18 protein-coding genes are annotated in these 13,802 nt (G+C 69.0%); 7 read left to right on the top strand and 11 right to left on the bottom strand.

Going from position 1 to position 13,802, the window contains the following annotated elements:
• Positions 1-118: 118 nt before the first annotated feature.
• Complete coding sequence (locus AC1PK7_RS18955) at positions 119-709, bottom strand: fasciclin domain-containing protein (protein WP_209247762.1); 591 nt, start codon at positions 707-709, stop codon at positions 119-121.
• Positions 710-1,007: 298 nt separating this feature from the next.
• Positions 1,008-1,676, bottom strand: coding sequence for a class I SAM-dependent methyltransferase (locus tag AC1PK7_RS18950; RefSeq protein WP_481099130.1), 669 nt, complete (start codon positions 1,674-1,676; stop codon positions 1,008-1,010).
• Between the two features lie 165 nt (positions 1,677-1,841).
• Between AC1PK7_RS18950 and AC1PK7_RS18945 the strand changes: the two genes are divergently transcribed.
• Complete coding sequence (locus AC1PK7_RS18945; protein WP_010343640.1) at positions 1,842-3,479, top strand: Na+/H+ antiporter; 1,638 nt, start codon at positions 1,842-1,844, stop codon at positions 3,477-3,479.
• Between the two features lie 115 nt (positions 3,480-3,594).
• Here the strand turns inward: AC1PK7_RS18945 and AC1PK7_RS18940 are convergent, their stop codons facing one another.
• Positions 3,595-4,074: an Lrp/AsnC family transcriptional regulator gene (locus tag AC1PK7_RS18940; RefSeq protein WP_481099129.1), complete on the bottom strand. Its 480-nt coding sequence runs from the start codon at positions 4,072-4,074 to the stop codon at positions 3,595-3,597.
• A 111-nt stretch (positions 4,075-4,185) separates the two neighbouring features.
• On the opposite strand from AC1PK7_RS18940, the gene AC1PK7_RS18935 reads away from it, so the two are divergent.
• The 3 genes from AC1PK7_RS18935 (at position 4,186) to AC1PK7_RS18925 (ending at position 6,983) form a co-directional block, all read left to right on the top strand.
• Positions 4,186-5,115, top strand: a complete 930-nt coding sequence (locus AC1PK7_RS18935) for a DMT family transporter (RefSeq protein ID WP_481099128.1) — start codon at positions 4,186-4,188, stop codon at positions 5,113-5,115.
• Between the two features lie 162 nt (positions 5,116-5,277).
• Positions 5,278-6,225 carry an ABC transporter ATP-binding protein gene (locus tag AC1PK7_RS18930; protein ID WP_481099127.1) on the top strand — a complete coding sequence of 316 codons (948 nt, stop codon included), beginning with the start codon at positions 5,278-5,280 and terminating at the stop codon, positions 6,223-6,225.
• The gene (locus AC1PK7_RS18925; protein ID WP_010343636.1) at positions 6,222-6,983 is read left to right on the top strand and encodes an ABC transporter permease; all 762 of its coding nucleotides are present in this window, start codon (positions 6,222-6,224) and stop codon (positions 6,981-6,983) included. Before AC1PK7_RS18930 ends, AC1PK7_RS18925 begins: the two co-directional genes overlap by 4 nt.
• An 87-nt stretch (positions 6,984-7,070) precedes the next feature.
• Here AC1PK7_RS18925 and AC1PK7_RS18920 read toward each other — a convergent pair whose 3' ends face one another.
• A complete protein-coding gene (locus tag AC1PK7_RS18920) occupies positions 7,071-7,313 on the bottom strand; it encodes a DUF3297 family protein (RefSeq protein WP_010343635.1) in 243 nt (80 codons plus the stop codon).
• Positions 7,314-7,459: 146 nt separating this feature from the next.
• Here AC1PK7_RS18920 and AC1PK7_RS18915 point away from each other — a divergent pair, with 146 nt between their 5' ends.
• A complete protein-coding gene (locus AC1PK7_RS18915; RefSeq protein ID WP_481099126.1) occupies positions 7,460-7,999 on the top strand; it encodes a DUF6630 family protein in 540 nt (179 codons plus the stop codon).
• Between the two features lie 128 nt (positions 8,000-8,127).
• Here AC1PK7_RS18915 and AC1PK7_RS18910 read toward each other — a convergent pair whose 3' ends face one another.
• The 6 genes from AC1PK7_RS18910 to msrB form a co-directional block, all read right to left on the bottom strand.
• Positions 8,128-8,412, bottom strand: coding sequence for a DUF4031 domain-containing protein (locus tag AC1PK7_RS18910; RefSeq protein ID WP_010340278.1), 285 nt, complete (start codon positions 8,410-8,412; stop codon positions 8,128-8,130).
• A gap of 8 nt (positions 8,413-8,420) precedes the next feature.
• On the bottom strand, positions 8,421-8,945 hold the full coding sequence (locus AC1PK7_RS18905) for a hypothetical protein (protein WP_481099125.1): 525 nt from the start codon (positions 8,943-8,945) through the stop codon (positions 8,421-8,423).
• 106 nt (positions 8,946-9,051) lie between these two features.
• Positions 9,052-10,251 (bottom strand): flagellar motor protein MotB, encoded by a 1,200-nt coding sequence (motB, locus tag AC1PK7_RS18900; protein WP_481099124.1) that lies wholly within the window; start codon positions 10,249-10,251, stop codon positions 9,052-9,054.
• Positions 10,252-10,258: 7 nt separating this feature from the next.
• Complete coding sequence (motA, locus tag AC1PK7_RS18895; protein WP_010340275.1) at positions 10,259-11,113, bottom strand: flagellar motor stator protein MotA; 855 nt, start codon at positions 11,111-11,113, stop codon at positions 10,259-10,261.
• Positions 11,114-11,226: 113 nt separating this feature from the next.
• A complete protein-coding gene (locus tag AC1PK7_RS18890) occupies positions 11,227-11,628 on the bottom strand; it encodes a hypothetical protein (protein WP_209247738.1) in 402 nt (133 codons plus the stop codon).
• 39 nt (positions 11,629-11,667) lie between these two features.
• Complete coding sequence (msrB, locus tag AC1PK7_RS18885; protein ID WP_420008051.1) at positions 11,668-12,132, bottom strand: peptide-methionine (R)-S-oxide reductase MsrB; 465 nt, start codon at positions 12,130-12,132, stop codon at positions 11,668-11,670.
• A 136-nt stretch (positions 12,133-12,268) separates the two neighbouring features.
• Here msrB and AC1PK7_RS18880 point away from each other — a divergent pair, with 136 nt between their 5' ends.
• Together AC1PK7_RS18880 and AC1PK7_RS18875 are read left to right on the top strand one after the other, a co-directional pair.
• Positions 12,269-12,715 carry a hypothetical protein gene (locus AC1PK7_RS18880; protein ID WP_481099123.1) on the top strand — a complete coding sequence of 149 codons (447 nt, stop codon included), beginning with the start codon at positions 12,269-12,271 and terminating at the stop codon, positions 12,713-12,715.
• Positions 12,716-12,837: 122 nt separating this feature from the next.
• On the top strand, positions 12,838-13,218 hold the full coding sequence (locus tag AC1PK7_RS18875; protein ID WP_481099122.1) for a baeRF12 domain-containing protein: 381 nt from the start codon (positions 12,838-12,840) through the stop codon (positions 13,216-13,218).
• Positions 13,219-13,242: 24 nt separating this feature from the next.
• On the opposite strand, the gene AC1PK7_RS18870 is transcribed toward AC1PK7_RS18875, so the two are convergent.
• Entirely contained in the window at positions 13,243-13,722 is a 480-nt protein-coding gene (locus AC1PK7_RS18870; protein ID WP_010343257.1) for a winged helix-turn-helix transcriptional regulator, read from the bottom strand.
• Positions 13,723-13,802: the final 80 nt, after the last annotated feature.

Genomic DNA, 13,802 nt, shown 5'->3' with positions numbered 1-13,802 from the left:
CATGCGTGCGCGTGCCGCGGTGTCGCCATCGGGGCGCGGCGGCGCGGTTGCATGCGTGGACGTGCAAAACGGGGACGGCCGCAGCCGTCCCCGCGATGCCAATGCACCCCCGATGTGCTTACGGCATCAAAACCTTGTCCACCACGTGGATCACGCCATTGCTCTGCATCACGTCGGCGGTGGTGACGTGCGCGGTATTGCCCTTGCTGTCGGTGAGGGTGACCTTGCCGCCGCGGGCCTTGGCGATCAGCGTTTCGCCCTGCACGGTGGTCAGCTTGGCGCTGCCGCCGCCGGCCTTGATCTGCGCCAGCAACGCCGCCGCATCGAGCTTGCCCGGGACCACGTGGTAGGTCAGCACCTGGGTCAGCTTTTCCTTGTTCTCCGGCTTGAGCAACGTGTCCACCGTGCCGGCCGGCAGCGCGGCGAAGGCGGCATTGGTCGGTGCGAACACGGTGAACGGGCCGGCGCCCTTCAACGTGTCCACCAGGCCCGCAGCCTTGACCGCGGCGACCAGGGTGGTGTGATCCTTGGAGTTGACCGCGTTGTCGATGATGTCCTTGGTGGCGTACATCGGCGCGCCGCCGACCATCGGATTCGGCTTGGCCTCGCTCATCGCGGCGTGGTCGTGCATGGCGGCCTGGCTGGGGGCGGCCATGGCGGGCAGGGAGACGAGGCCGGCGAGGGCCAGGGACAGCAAGTGGAGTTTCATGGGTTTGGCTCCTGGAAAGGGATGCGCGGCCAGTCGGCCGTGCAGCTTTCTTTACGCGCGCCGCGCCGTCGCGGTTGCATCACGCCGTCCAGATAATGATGAATGCGCGCACCGGTCGTGTCGTCGCAGGTGTCGTGCGCGGTCCAGCGGGCCTCCTGTGTGCTGAATCTCACTGCGCCAGGCCGTGCGATGCAGCGGCGCGTGCGCACGATGTGCGCAACCGCCTGTGGTGCGTCATCGACGCGTCCGTAGACGCCGCCGCTTGGCAGCGCCGGTCAGCGCAACGCGGCGTATCGGCTCAGCGGCGCTGCAGCACGTAGCTGTTCTCGAAGCCGTGGGCGCAGCCGAGCACGTGGAAGTCGCCGAAGTACCCGGCGGCGCGCAGCAGGTCCACCGCCGGGCCGACCTCCGGCGAGTATTCCCAGTCGCCGTAGTCGTCGAACACCACGAATCCCCCGGAGACGACGCTGGGCGCGTACAGCAGGAAATCCAGCAGCACATTGCGCCCGGTGTGGCCACCGTCGATGTGCAACAGCGCCACCTTCGGCTCCATGGCGTAGAAATGCTCGGCGCAGAATTCGGAATAGCCGCGGATGAAGCGCGCATTGGGCAGCAACTGCTGCCGATAGTGGTTGAACTCCTCGAACTGGTTCGGCAGCGCGAACGGATCCATGCCGATCACCCGGCGCTGGCGGCCAGACACCTCGTTCATCAGCACCAGCGACTTGCCCTTCCACACCCCGATCTCCACCAGGTCGCCCGGCACGCCCTCCAGCAGCAGGCACAGGTAGCCCAGCAGCCGCACGTGATCGTGGAAGGACAGCTCGCGCCGCTCCATCGCGTGCTCGGCCGGCAGGCCGACCTGGGCCTGCACGAAGTGCTCGCCGATCAGCTCCCAGATCCGCGGAATGCTGCCTTCCGCCGCGTGTTCGTCGATGAAGCGGTTGAGTTCCTGGATGGTGAGCATGCGGTCTCCGGCGGAAAGGCGCCGGTGTCCGCCACCGGCTCTGCCGCCGGATAGTAGCCTGGACGCCGCCCGCCCCACTGGACATCGCCGCCGCGGTGCGCTTTGCTTGCAGGCTCCCCCATTCATGGGCGGCGCCGCCGGCGTGGCGCCGCCGTCCGGACGAGCATGCATTCGATCGAAGTGGTCTTGGCGATGTTGCTGGCGGTGGTGGCCAGTGGCTACCTCGTGCGTGTCCTGCCGTTCTCGCTGCCGTTGCCGCTGGTGCAGATCGGCCTGGGCGCGATCATCGCCGGCGTGTTCAAGAAGGGCTATGCGCTGGAGCCGGAGCTGTTCTTCCTGCTGTTCCTGCCGCCGCTGCTGTTCCTGGACGGCTGGCGTATCCCCAAGCAGGGCCTGTTCCGCGACAAGGGCGTGATCCTGGAGCTGGCGCTGGGCCTGGTGGTGTTCACCGTCATCGGCGCCGGCTTCCTGATCCACTGGATGATCCCGACCATGCCGCTGGCGGTGGCGTTCGCGCTGGCCGCGGTGGTGTCGCCCACCGATCCGATCGCGGTGTCCTCGATCGCCGCGCGCGCGCCGATCCCCAAGCGGCTGATGCACATCCTGGAAGGCGAGTCGCTGCTCAACGACGCCTCCGGCCTGGTCTGCTTCCAGTTCGCGGTGGCGGCGGCGATCACCGGCACGTTCTCGCTGGCCGACGCCTCGCTGACCTTCCTGTGGGTGGCGCTGGTCGGCGTGGCCGCCGGCATCGCGGTGGTGGTCGGCACCAGCCTGGCGCAGCGCTGGGTGTGGCGCCAGGTCGGCGAGGAGCCGGGCGCGGCGATCCTGGTCAACCTGTTGCTGCCGTTCGCCGCCTACCTGCTGGCCGAGGCGATCAACGCCTCGGGCATTCTCGCCGCGGTCGCCGCCGGCATCGCCATGAGCTACGTGGAACTGAGCGGCCGCGCGCCGGGCAGCATGCGCGTGCAGCGCTCGGCGGTGTGGGACATGGTGCAGTTCACCCTCAACGGCATCATGTTCGTGCTGCTCGGCGAGCAGTTGCCGGGCATCGTGCAGGGCGCCATGCACAACATGGACGAGGCCGGACACCTGGACCCGTGGTGGCTGCCCGCCTACGCGCTGGCGATCTACGTCGGCCTGCTGCTGCTGCGCTTCCTGTGGGTGTGGCTGTCGCTGCGCTGGACCCTGCTCAAGGCGCGCCGTCGCGGCGAGGACCGGCAGAGCCCGCCGTGGCGGATCGTGGTGGCGACCTCGCTGGCCGGCGTGCGCGGCGCGATCACCCTGGCCGGCGTGCTGACCCTGCCGCTGGTCCTGCCCAGCGGCGCCGCGTTCCCGGCGCGCGACCTGGCGATCTTCCTGGCCAGCGCGGTGATCGTCACCTCGCTGCTGGTCGCCAGCATCGGCCTGCCGCGGCTGCTGCGCGGGCTGGAGCTGCCGGAGGAACCGAGCGACCGCCTGGAAGAAGACCTGGCCCGGCGCGAGTCCTCGCGTGCGGCGCTGGCGGCGGTGGAGAAGCTGCGCCAGCGGCTGGTGCAGGACAGCGAGCACGCCGACCTGTACAACGAGGCGGCCAACCGGGTCAGCGCGCTGTACCAGCGCCATCTCGACCACGGCGAAGCGATGGAGAGCGATCCGGAGGAGGCGCGGCGGCTGGATGCGGTGCTGCGCCAGCTGCGCCATGCCGGCCTGCAGGCCGAACGCCAGGAGCTGTTCAAGCTGACCCGGCAGCGCAAGATCTCCGACGAGATCGCGCGGCGGCTGATCCGCAACCTTGATCTGCTGGAGGCGCGGCGTAAGAGCTGATGAGGGCCGGGATTGGGGATTGGGGATTCGGGATTCGGGATTCGTGAAAGCGGCTTCGTCGCGCCGTTGCAGATTTTTCGCGGTGTCGTTGCTCGCGCCCGGCTAGCGCGCCGGGCTAGGTGTCTTCGGCCAGCGGCGGCAGCCGTCGCGGCACCGGGGTCGACTTCACGATCGCGGTGTTGGTTTCGGCGCGATCGGTGACTTTCGCCAGGATGCTGTCCAGGTGCGCGATGGTGCGCAGGTACAGCCGGCAGATGAAGCAGTCTTCGCCGGTCACCTTGTCGCATTCGACGAACTCCGGGATGCGCTGCAGCAGTTCCTCCACCAGGTGCAACTGCCCCGGCAGCGGTTTGACCCGCACGATCGCCTGCAAGGTGTAGCCAAGCGCGCGTGGGTCGAGTTCGACCGTGAACCCGGCGATCACGCCCTGCTGCTGCAGCCGGCGCACGCGGTCGGCGGTGGCAGGCGCCGACAGGCCGATCTGCCGGGCCAGTTCGCTGGTGGCCATGCGCGCGTCCTGCGCCAGGGCGGCCAGGATGGCGCGGTCGATTGGGTCGAGCGGGGCAACGGCGGACGGGGAAAGGCGGTTTTGCATAGTGGCCTTCATTTCGCAGGCAAATTCCGGAGCAAGCCTAAGTTTAAGCATGTCTTCGCGGAGTCCCGATTTCTACAATGACTGCCGTTCGCAGCATTGCAAGGAATCGGAATGGCTTCCAACGAAATTCGCCGTGGTGCGGCCGAGATGGTCGTGGCCATGCTCATGTCCGGCACGATCGGTTGGCTGGTGGTGTCGTCGGGGCAGTTGCCGTTCAACGTGGTGTTCTTCCGCTGCCTGTTCGGCGCCGCCACGTTGCTCATCGTCTGCGCGGCACTGGGCCTGTTGCGGCGCAAGGCGTTTTCGCCGCGGATGCTGGCGCTGATGCTGCTCGGCGGGGTGGCGATCGTGGCGAACTGGCTGCTGTTGTTCGCCGCCTATGGTCGCGCCTCGATCTCGATGGCCACTGCGGTCTACAACACGCAGCCGTTCATGCTGGTCGGGCTGGGCGCGCTCGTGTTCCGCGAGCGCATCAGCGCCTCGACCATGGCGTGGCTGGCGGTGGCCTTCGTCGGGCTGGTGGGCGTGGTGCGCATCGCGCCGGCGGTGCTCGCAGTGCCGGGCGAGTACCTGCAGGGCGTCGCGCTGGCGCTGGGCGCGGCGTTTCTGTACGCGGTGTCGTCGATCGTCACCAAGCACCTGAAAGGCACGCCGCCGCACCTGCTCGCGCTGCTGCAACTGGGCATCGGCATCGTGTTGCTGGCGCCGTTCGTGCACTTCGATGCCTTGCCCAGCCGTCCCGGCCAATGGCTGGATCTGGTCGTGCTCGGCGTGGTCAACACCGGTGTGATGTACGTGCTGCTGTACGGCGCCATCCAGAAGCTGCCCACCGCGATGATCGGCGCGCTGTCGTTCATCTACCCGGTGGTGGCGATCGCGGTCGATCGCATCGCCTTCGGGCAATCGCTGGCATGGACGCAGGTGCTGGGGGCGTTGCTGATCCTGCTGGCGGCGGCCGGGGTCAATTTCGGCTGGCGTGTGTGGCCTTGGCCGCGCGCGGCGCGAGAGGCCGCCGGCGGGCTCAAGACCGGCGAGCGCTAGTCCACGGCGCGACGACGGCGTCGCCCGGCGGTTGCGGGCCCCTGGCTGGCGCACTGTCCCGCATCCGGGAGAGTGCTTCCGCCGGATCGGGATTTATCCATCACGATCGGGCTTCTACCCTGGAGGCCGTTTCCGCCGCCACCGCGCGCCCAGGGAGTTCCCGTGTCGCCGATCATTTCCGTGCAACAGCTCACCAAGACCTACGCCGGGGGCTTCCAGGCGCTCAAGGGCATCGACCTGGAGATCCGCCGCGGCGAGATCTTCGCCCTGCTCGGCCCCAACGGCGCCGGCAAGACCACGCTGATCAGCATCATCTGTGGACTGGTCACCCCCAGCAGCGGCCGGGTGCTGGCCGATGGCCACGACATCGTGCGCGACTACCGTGCCGCGCGCAGCAAGATCGGCCTGGTGCCGCAGGAACTGGCCACCGATGCGTTCGAGACGGTGTGGGCGACGGTGCGCTTCAGTCGCGGCCTGTTCGGCAAGCCGCGCGACGACGCCCACCTGGAGCGGGTGCTGCGCGAACTGTCGCTGTGGGACAAGCGCGACAGCCGCATCTCCACCCTGTCCGGCGGCATGAAGCGGCGCGTGCTGATCGCCAAGGCGCTGGCCCACGAGCCGTCCATCCTGTTCCTGGACGAACCCACCGCCGGCGTCGACGTGGAGCTGCGCCACGACATGTGGCAGATGGTGCGGCGCCTGCGCGAGCAGGGCACCACCATCATCCTGACCACGCACTACATCGAAGAGGCCGAGGACATGGCCGACCGCGTCGGCGTGGTCAATCGCGGCGAACTGGTGTTGGTGGAGGACAAGCGCACGCTGATGCGCAAGCTCGGCAAGAAGCAGCTGGCGCTGACCCTGCAGGCGCCGTTGACGAGGGTGCCGGCGGCGCTGGCGACGCAGCCGCTGGAGCTGTCCGCCGACGGCGCGACGCTGACCTACACCTACGACGCGCAGGCCGAGCAGACCGGCATCGGCGCGCTGCTGCGGCAACTGGAGGCGCAAGGTGTGGAGATCAAGGACCTGCAGTCCAGCGAGAGTTCGCTGGAGGAGATCTTCGTCAACCTGGTGCGGCCGGCGTCGGCCGCGGTGGAGGTGCGCGCATGAACCTGCACGCGATCGCCGCGATCTACCGCTTCGAGATGGCGCGCACCTTCCGCACGCTGACCCAGTCCATCGCCTCGCCGGTGCTGTCGACCTCGCTGTACTTCGTGGTGTTCGGCGCGGCGATCGGCTCGCGCATGGGCGACATCGACGGCATCCGCTACGGCGCCTACATCATCCCCGGGCTGGTGATGCTGTCGCTGCTCAGCGAAAGCATCTCCAACGCCTCCTTCGGCATCTACATGCCGCGCTGGGCCGGCACCATCTACGAGGTGCTGTCGGCACCGGTGGCGTGGTGGGAGGTGGTGATCGGCTACGTCGGCGCGGCGGCGAGCAAGTCGGTGCTGCTGGGCCTGCTGATCCTGCTCACCGCGCGCGCCTTCGTGCCGTACGAGATCGCGCATCCGCTGTGGATGTTCGGTTTCCTGGTGCTGACCGCGCTGACCTTCAGCCTGTTCGGCTTCATCATCGGCGTGTGGGCCGACGGCTTCGAGAAGCTGCAGGTGATTCCGCTGATGGTGATCACGCCGCTGACCTTCCTCGGCGGCAGTTTCTACTCGATCAACATGCTGCCGCCGCTGTGGCAGAAGATCAGCCTGTTCAACCCGGTGGTGTACCTGATCAGCGGCTTCCGCTGGGCGTTCTACGGCAAGGCCGACGTGCACATCGCGACCAGCCTGGGCATGACCCTGGCGTTCCTGGCGCTGTGCCTGGGCGTGGTCTGGGCGATCTTCCGCAGCGGCTACCGGCTCAAGCCCTGAGCGCTGCCCGAGGGGCGCGCAGCGCGCGGCCGCGCGTCCCAACGCGCCGGCGGGCGCTGTGCCTGCCGGCGCTCGCGTTTACCGCGTTTACTTGGCGTCGAGCCAGAACGCCTCGACGGTGCCCTTGACCTTCATGGTCATCGGGTTGCCGCGGCGGTCGCGCGCCTTGCCGACCTGCACGCGGATCCAGCCTTCGCTGATCGAGTACTCCTCGACGTTGTCGCGCTCCACGCCGTTGAAACGGATGCCGACGCCGCGCGACAGCGTCTCGGCATCGTGGAACGGGCTCTGCGGGCTGACCGCCAGGCGGTCGGGGGGCGTGTCGGACATCGTGGTGGCTTCGCGTGACGGCGGACAGCGCCGTCTTCCGGGCTGCGAAGGATAAACGCCCGCGGCGCCGTTGCCGAGTTCCGCGCTTCCGTCGCCGCGCCGGGCGCGGCACACTGGCGCTCCCCCGTGCTGCCCGATGCGCCGCCATGCCCGACAACAGCGCCGACTACGACGATCCCGACGACCTGTTCGACGACGACGACGATCCGGACACCCAGCAGGGCCTGATCTGGAACCTGCTGCTGCTGATCAATCCCGGCGACGAGGAAAGCGCGCTGCGCCAGTTCGACGCCTACCGCGAGGCCGCCGGTGAGGCCGAGCGCGAGGACGCGGACTGGCTGTGGACGCTGAAGGACGCGATCGACTGGCGGGCGGGCTTCTACGTCGACGGCCACGACCGCGAGGCGCTGATCGGTGCGATCGACGAACTGGCCGCGCGCTGGAACCTGCGCATCGACTGGGGTGGGGACATCGACGATGCCGATTTCCTCGAGGGCCACGACAGCGCCTCGCTGCTGGCGGTGGCCTACGACCGCCTGCGCGAGCACGGCTACAGCATCTGGTGCTGGGACGCCGGCAGCGAGATCCGCGCCGGCTGGATGGCGCTCAGCCGCGACGACCAGGACATGCAGCGCCTGGCCGCGATCCTGGGCATCGACCTGCGCCCGGGCAGCGATCCGTTCTAGGCAGACGTCAGCCGGCACTGCGGGTGTGCCGTAGGAGCGGCTTCAGCCGCGACAGGCGTTCCCGGGAACGCCTGTCGCGGCTGAAGCCGCTCCTACGAAACGCGTGGCGGCGAAGGTGCCGCCACCGGTCACTGCGCCTCGCCCCGCGCCTGCGCACGCGCATTGCGGATCAATGCTTTCAGCAGTTCGCGATCGCTGTGCCGCGAGACCGGCACCGCACCCAGGCGGATCGCTTCGTCGCGCAGGGCGGCGGGCACGTCGTAGTGCGCGCCGCTGAGCTTGTTCTGGAAGGCGCGGCGGGGGATGCCCAGCCGCGCCGCCATGGCGTGCAGTTCGTCCAGCGTGTCGGCGAGCAGGTGGCCCCAGCGCTGGCCGCGCCAGGGATGCACCGCATCGTCGATGTAGACCGCCACGCGCCAGGTCAGGCCGGCTTGTGCGTGCCGTCGGCGTCGGCCGCGGGTTCCGCGGTGGCGCTGCCGTCGGCATCGGCCGGAGCGGCATCGTCCGTCTGCGCCGCGGCGTCCGCGTCGGCCCCGTCCTCGTCCGCACCTTCTGCCGCGTCATCGCCCGCAGCGAACTCGGCGACCAGCGCGTCCAGGTACTCGGTCGGGGTCTGGCCGGCTTCGGCCGCCAGTGCGTCGATCATCTGCTGCAACTGCACCGAGTAGTCCAGGGTGATGGTGTTGCCTTCCTGCTCCTGCAGGTTGGCCAGGTGCTTGAGCATCGCCAGCATCGGCACCGGATTGTCGGCATTGCCCATGGTCTGGCCGCCGACCGACAGCAACCACTGACGACCCTGCAGGCCGATCGCGGCCAGCACGCGGCCGCTCTCGTTCTGCAGCACGGCGTGGTTGGCGATGGGCTGCTCGCGGCCCAGGCGGGCGAAGGGGCGCGGCGACTGCTGCTTCTTGCGCTTGTCGCGCTTGGCTTTGGATTGCTTGGACACGGCGGTCTCGTTGGCGAAGTGGCGGCCATTGTAAGCGCCGCGCCGTGTGCGGTCCCGCCGGTGCCTGTCTGCCTGGCCGCCGGCGGCACAGCGAGCATTGCCGCGATCAGCGTGCGCTGGTCGCCTCGGTTCCGCCTGCGCCTGCGCTGGCGGCAGCCGTCACCGGTGCCCCGCCGTTGATGCTGCGCAAGGCATCGCGCGCAGCGGCGGCGGCCGCCTCCGGCGAAGTGGTGCGCGGTTCGACGATCTGTACCGAGGCCTTGCCGGAGGTGGCGGCCGGGGCCGTCGGCGCAGTGCCGTTCGCGGCGGCAGGCGTCGCCGCGGGCGCACCCTTGCCGGCGGCCGGCGCTGCGGCCGCTTCGGTCGCCGCCGCGCTCAGGTCCGGTACCTTGGTGTCGGCGTCGGGCTGCACCGTGCCCAGGGCGACGCTGTGGTCGCCATCGGCGGTGGCGGCGTCCTCGGCATCCTTGGTCATCACCACGATGCTGATGCGGCGGTTGATCGGATTGTTCGGCACCTGCTTGTCGAACAGCACCGAGGAGGACAGCCCGACCACGCGCGAGACCTTGTCCTCGCCCATGCCGCCGGCGACCAGCTCGCGGCGCGCGGCATTGGCGCGGTCCGCGCTCAGTTCCCAGTTGCTGTAGCCGTTCTTGCTGCTGTACTGGGTGACGTCGGTGTGGCCGGTGATGCTGATGTGGTTGGGCACCTGGTTGATGAAGCCGGACAGCTCGTGGAGGATGCCGCGGGTATAGGGCTTGAGCACCGCGCTGCCGAGGTCGAACATCGGCCGGTTCTCCTTGTCCACGATCTGGATGCGCAGGCCGTCCGGGGTCAGGTCCAGCAGCAACTGGTCCTTGAACGGTTCCAGCGCCTGGCTCTTGTCGATGGCTTCCTTCAGCTCCTGCATCAGCGTTTCCAGGCGCTCCTTTTCCTTCTCGCGCTGCGTGGTTTTGCTGTCGTCGCCTTTCAGGCTCTTGCTGCCGAACGGATCCTTGTTGTTGCCGCGCTGCATCTCGCCGGCGCCGCCGAGCTTGATCATCGAGGTGCTGGCGCCGCCGGGACCGGCCATGCCGGGACTCGGCGCCGGGCTCTTGCCGGCCAGCGGACTGGGATTGCGGAAGTATTCGGCGATCGCCGCGCGCTGTTCCTTGGTGGTGGCCGCCACCAGCCACAGCACCAGGAAGAACGCCATCATCGCGGTCACGAAGTCGGCATAGGCCACCTTCCACGCGCCGCCGTGGTGGCCGCCGCCCTGGACCTTCTTGACCCGGCGGATGACGACGGTGGATTTGGTCTCGGCCATGACCGCGTTACTTGATCGTCTTCAGATGCGATTCGAAGTCGGCGAAGCTCGGCCGCACGTCGGTCGGCAGGGTCTTGCGCGCGAATTCGAGGGCGATCTTCGGGTTGTAGCCGCGCAGGCAGGCCAGCAGCGCGGTCTTCACCGATTCGAAGATGCGGCTGTCCTGCTCGGCGCGCGCTTCCATCGCCGCCGACAATGGCGCGACGAAGCCGTAGGCCAGCAGGATGCCGAGGAAGGTGCCGACCAGCGCCGCGCCGACGTGGTGGCCGATCTCCTCGATCGGGCCGCCGATCGAGCCCATGGTGATGACGATGCCCAGCACCGCGGCGACGATGCCGAAACCGGGCAGGCCGTCGGACACCTTGCTCAGCGCATGCGCCGGCGCCATCGCCTCGTGGTGGTGCTTCTCCAGCTCCAGCTCCAGCAGCGGTTCCAGTTCGTGCGGTTCGATGTTGCTGCCGATCATCAGGCGCAGGCAATCGGTGATGAAGTCGAGCAGGTGGTGGTCGGCCAGCACCTTCGGGTAATTGCCGAAGATCGCGCTGTCGGCGGGGCGCTCGACATGGTCTTCCAGGGCCATGAAGCCGTCGCGGCGCGCCTTGTTCAGCAGTTCGTAGATCAGGGTCAGGGTGCTGCGGTAGTCGTCGGCCTTGTACTGCGGGCCCTTGAACACGCCCAGCACGCCGCCGATGGTGGCCTTGACGATCTTGCCCGGGGTGCTGACCAGGAACGCGCCCAGCGCCGCGCCACCGATGATCATCAACTCGTAGGGCTGCCACAGTGCGCCAAGTTTGCCGTGCGACAGCACGTAGCCGCCGACCACGCTGATGATGACGACGATGAAGCCAACGATGATGAGCATGGCGGAGCAGCCTGCGGGCCGGAACGGGGACGCTCTAGATGTCGGCCCGGCGCCGCCGTTCTGAAGGTGTGAACCGTGCCGGGTTTTTGGCGGCCCCGCGGCGGCCCGCCCGCTCAGCCGGTCATGCCGCTGTCATGCCGGACGCATTTGAGCGTCTCGCCCAGGCCTGCCAGGGTCAGCGTCGCCTGGTCCGGCTGCGCCTGCAGAAAGACATTGCCCAGCGCATCGGTATAACGCGCGCCGGTGGCGGCACCGGCATCGGTGCGCTGCATGTCCAGGCGGGTGCCGCGCACCTGCAGCGCCAGGCGCTCGCGCGCCGGATCGGCGGCGGCCTGCACCAGTTCCTCGCCGCAGCGCCACTGCATGGGCAGGGCATCGGCCTGCAGGCCGGGGGCGCTGGCGGGCGACGGCGCGGCGGCGACGGGCGCGGCCTGTGCCGGCGGCGGGGTGGGGCTGCGCTGGCAGGCGCCCAGAGTGAGCGGCAGCAGCAAGAGGGGAAGCAACGAGCGACGCATACCGATGGTCTCCCTGTGGCGGCGCGGCTGCGCCGGGAATCAGGCCGGTTCGGTCTCGCCGCCGCCGCGGTGCAGCGGGTTGGGCAGCGCCTGGCCCTGTTCGGTGAACTGCAGCGAGACCGAATTCAGGCAGTGGCGCTCGCCGCTCGGCGGCGGGCCGTCCGGGAACACGTGGCCGAGATGGCTGTCGCAGCGGGCGCAGACGATCTCGGTGCGGATCATGCCGTGGCTGGTGTCGCGTAGTTCGCGCACGTGGTCGGGGTGGTAGGGCGCGAAGAAGCTCGGCCAGCCGGTGCCGGAATCGAACTTGGCGCTGGAGCGGAACAGCGGCAGCCCGCACAGCCGGCAGGTGTAGACGCCCTCCAGCTTGTTGTCCAGGAACACGCCGCAGAACGGCGCCTCAGTGCCGTGCTGCAGCAGCACCCGGCGTTCCTCCGCGTTCAGTCCGCCGATCAGCTGCTCGCGCTCGGCAGCGGTGGGAGGCGTGAGGTCGAATCGGCTCATGGCGTGGCCCGTGGCGGAAGAGGGGAAAACAACATGAGGGCTGTACCGGGCGGATCAAGCGCACCGCGTGGCGTCGACGCGGCCGGATCGATGCGCTAGCGTGGAATCCTCTTGCCGGCCCATCGATGGAGCCACCGTGAACCGCTTGCTGCCCTGCGTTGCCATCGCCCTGCTCGTGCCGGCGCTTGCCGCCGCACAGCAGCTTCAGCCAGTCCCCGGCGCACCGGCCAGCGATCGCGACGCCAACGCCTTGCGGTCCGCACCGGCGCCGGCGCCCTCGGTGGCCAGCCGCCTCGACGAGCGTCCGCCGGCATCGGCCTCCGCTCCCAAGGCGACGCCAGTCCCGGCCAACCTGGACGACCGGCCGCAGGGGCAGGCCAAGCGCAAGCGCCCGACCAGCCACGCGGTGCCGGCGGACGTGGTTGCCGACCCGTCCGCACGCCGCCCGGTGCGCCTCTACGACCGCCGCGGCCAGTTGATCCCCGGCGCGATGCAGGTCGGGCCCAATCGCGCGCTGGATACCCGCACCGGCCGTTACTACACCACCGTGCCCAGCGGCGACGGGGTCCGCATCCAGGACTGAGCGCCTGCGCCCCGGCGGCGAACGCGCGGCGAACGCCGCGTGGCCGCCATCCTCACAAATCGGTTCCTAGACTGGCGAACCGGCCGCGACTGCCGCGGCGCCATGTTTTCGCAGGAGAACCGATGAGCAAGCTTCCCGACAACACCCTGATCGTCGTCGCCGACCGCACCACTGCGCGCCTGTTCCGGGTCAACCTGGCCGGCGAGACCGCGCTGCTGGAGCAGACCGAAGTGCTGAACCCGACGCCCATCGAGGGCGTGGAGGACGGCGACCGGCCGATGATCATGGATGAGGCCGGGTTCGTGCGTCAGATCGCCGAGCGGCTGTACCAGGACGCGCTGCGCGGGCAGGTCGAGCACCTGATGCTGGTCGCCGACCCGCACACGCTGGGGCAGTTGAGGCCGCTGCTGCACAAGGAGGTCCAGAAGCGGGTGGTGGCCGAGCTGGCCAAGAACCACGCCAATTCCTCGCGCGACGACCTGGAGAAGCTGCTGGTCTCCTGATCCGTATGCATCCGCGCGAAGCGCTCAGTCGGCGATCGGCAGGCTGAGCGTTTCCTTCACTTCCTCCATCACGATGTAGCTCTTGGACTCGCGCACGTGCGGCAGGGTCAGCAAGGTGCTGCCCAGCAGCTTGCGGTAGGACGCCATCTCGCTGATGCGGGCCTTGAGCAGGTAGTCGAAGTCGCCCGAGACCAGGTGGCACTCGAGCACGTTGGGCAGCTTCAGCGCGGCGCGGCGGAATTCCTCGAAGATGTCGCCGGACTTGTAGGCCAGGCTGATCTCCACGAACACCAGCAGGCTGGCCTTGAGGTAGTGCGGGTCCAGCCGCGCGTAGTAGCCGGTGATGGCGCCGTCGCGTTCCAGCCGGCGCACCCGCTCGGTGCAGGGCGTGGTCGACAGGCCGACCCGCTCGCCCAGTTCGGTGAAGGAAATGCGCCCTTCCTGCTGCAGGATGCGCAGGATCTTGCGGTCGATCTTGTCCAGTTCGCGGGGGCGTGCGGCCATGCGGGCGGGTCTCAGGGGTTTGGCCTGCCGAGCTGGCAGAAGTCAGGGGAAAATCCTGGGTTGCGCTGCCTATACTGCAC

Source organism: Xanthomonas sp. NCPPB 3174 (assembly GCF_056725205.1).
Note: the sequence above shows the minus strand (reverse complement) of the source record. Positions and strands in the feature narration are given on the sequence as shown.

Bases quoted from the DNA above. Each gene is read 5' to 3' on its own strand.
- AC1PK7_RS18945 (WP_010343640.1), top strand. From the start codon at position 1,842: ATGCATTCGATCGAAGTGGTCTTGGCGATGTTGCTGGCGGTGGTGGCC.
- AC1PK7_RS18875 (WP_481099122.1), top strand. From the start codon at position 12,838: ATGAGCAAGCTTCCCGACAACACCCTGATCGTCGTCGCCGACCGCACC.
- AC1PK7_RS18955 (WP_209247762.1), bottom strand. From the start codon at position 709: ATGAAACTCCACTTGCTGTCCCTGGCCCTCGCCGGCCTCGTCTCCCTG.
- AC1PK7_RS18940 (WP_481099129.1), bottom strand. From the start codon at position 4,074: ATGCAAAACCGCCTTTCCCCGTCCGCCGTTGCCCCGCTCGACCCAATC.
- motB (WP_481099124.1), bottom strand. From the start codon at position 10,251: ATGGCCGAGACCAAATCCACCGTCGTCATCCGCCGGGTCAAGAAGGTC.
- AC1PK7_RS18915 (WP_481099126.1), top strand. From the start codon at position 7,460: ATGCCCGACAACAGCGCCGACTACGACGATCCCGACGACCTGTTCGAC.
- motA (WP_010340275.1), bottom strand. From the start codon at position 11,113: ATGCTCATCATCGTTGGCTTCATCGTCGTCATCATCAGCGTGGTCGGC.
- AC1PK7_RS18925 (WP_010343636.1), top strand. From the start codon at position 6,222: ATGAACCTGCACGCGATCGCCGCGATCTACCGCTTCGAGATGGCGCGC.
- AC1PK7_RS18935 (WP_481099128.1), top strand. From the start codon at position 4,186: ATGGCTTCCAACGAAATTCGCCGTGGTGCGGCCGAGATGGTCGTGGCC.
- msrB (WP_420008051.1), bottom strand. From the start codon at position 12,132: ATGAGCCGATTCGACCTCACGCCTCCCACCGCTGCCGAGCGCGAGCAG.
- AC1PK7_RS18920 (WP_010343635.1), bottom strand. From the start codon at position 7,313: ATGTCCGACACGCCCCCCGACCGCCTGGCGGTCAGCCCGCAGAGCCCG.
- AC1PK7_RS18890 (WP_209247738.1), bottom strand. From the start codon at position 11,628: ATGCGTCGCTCGTTGCTTCCCCTCTTGCTGCTGCCGCTCACTCTGGGC.
- AC1PK7_RS18870 (WP_010343257.1), bottom strand. From the start codon at position 13,722: ATGGCCGCACGCCCCCGCGAACTGGACAAGATCGACCGCAAGATCCTG.
- AC1PK7_RS18950 (WP_481099130.1), bottom strand. From the start codon at position 1,676: ATGCTCACCATCCAGGAACTCAACCGCTTCATCGACGAACACGCGGCG.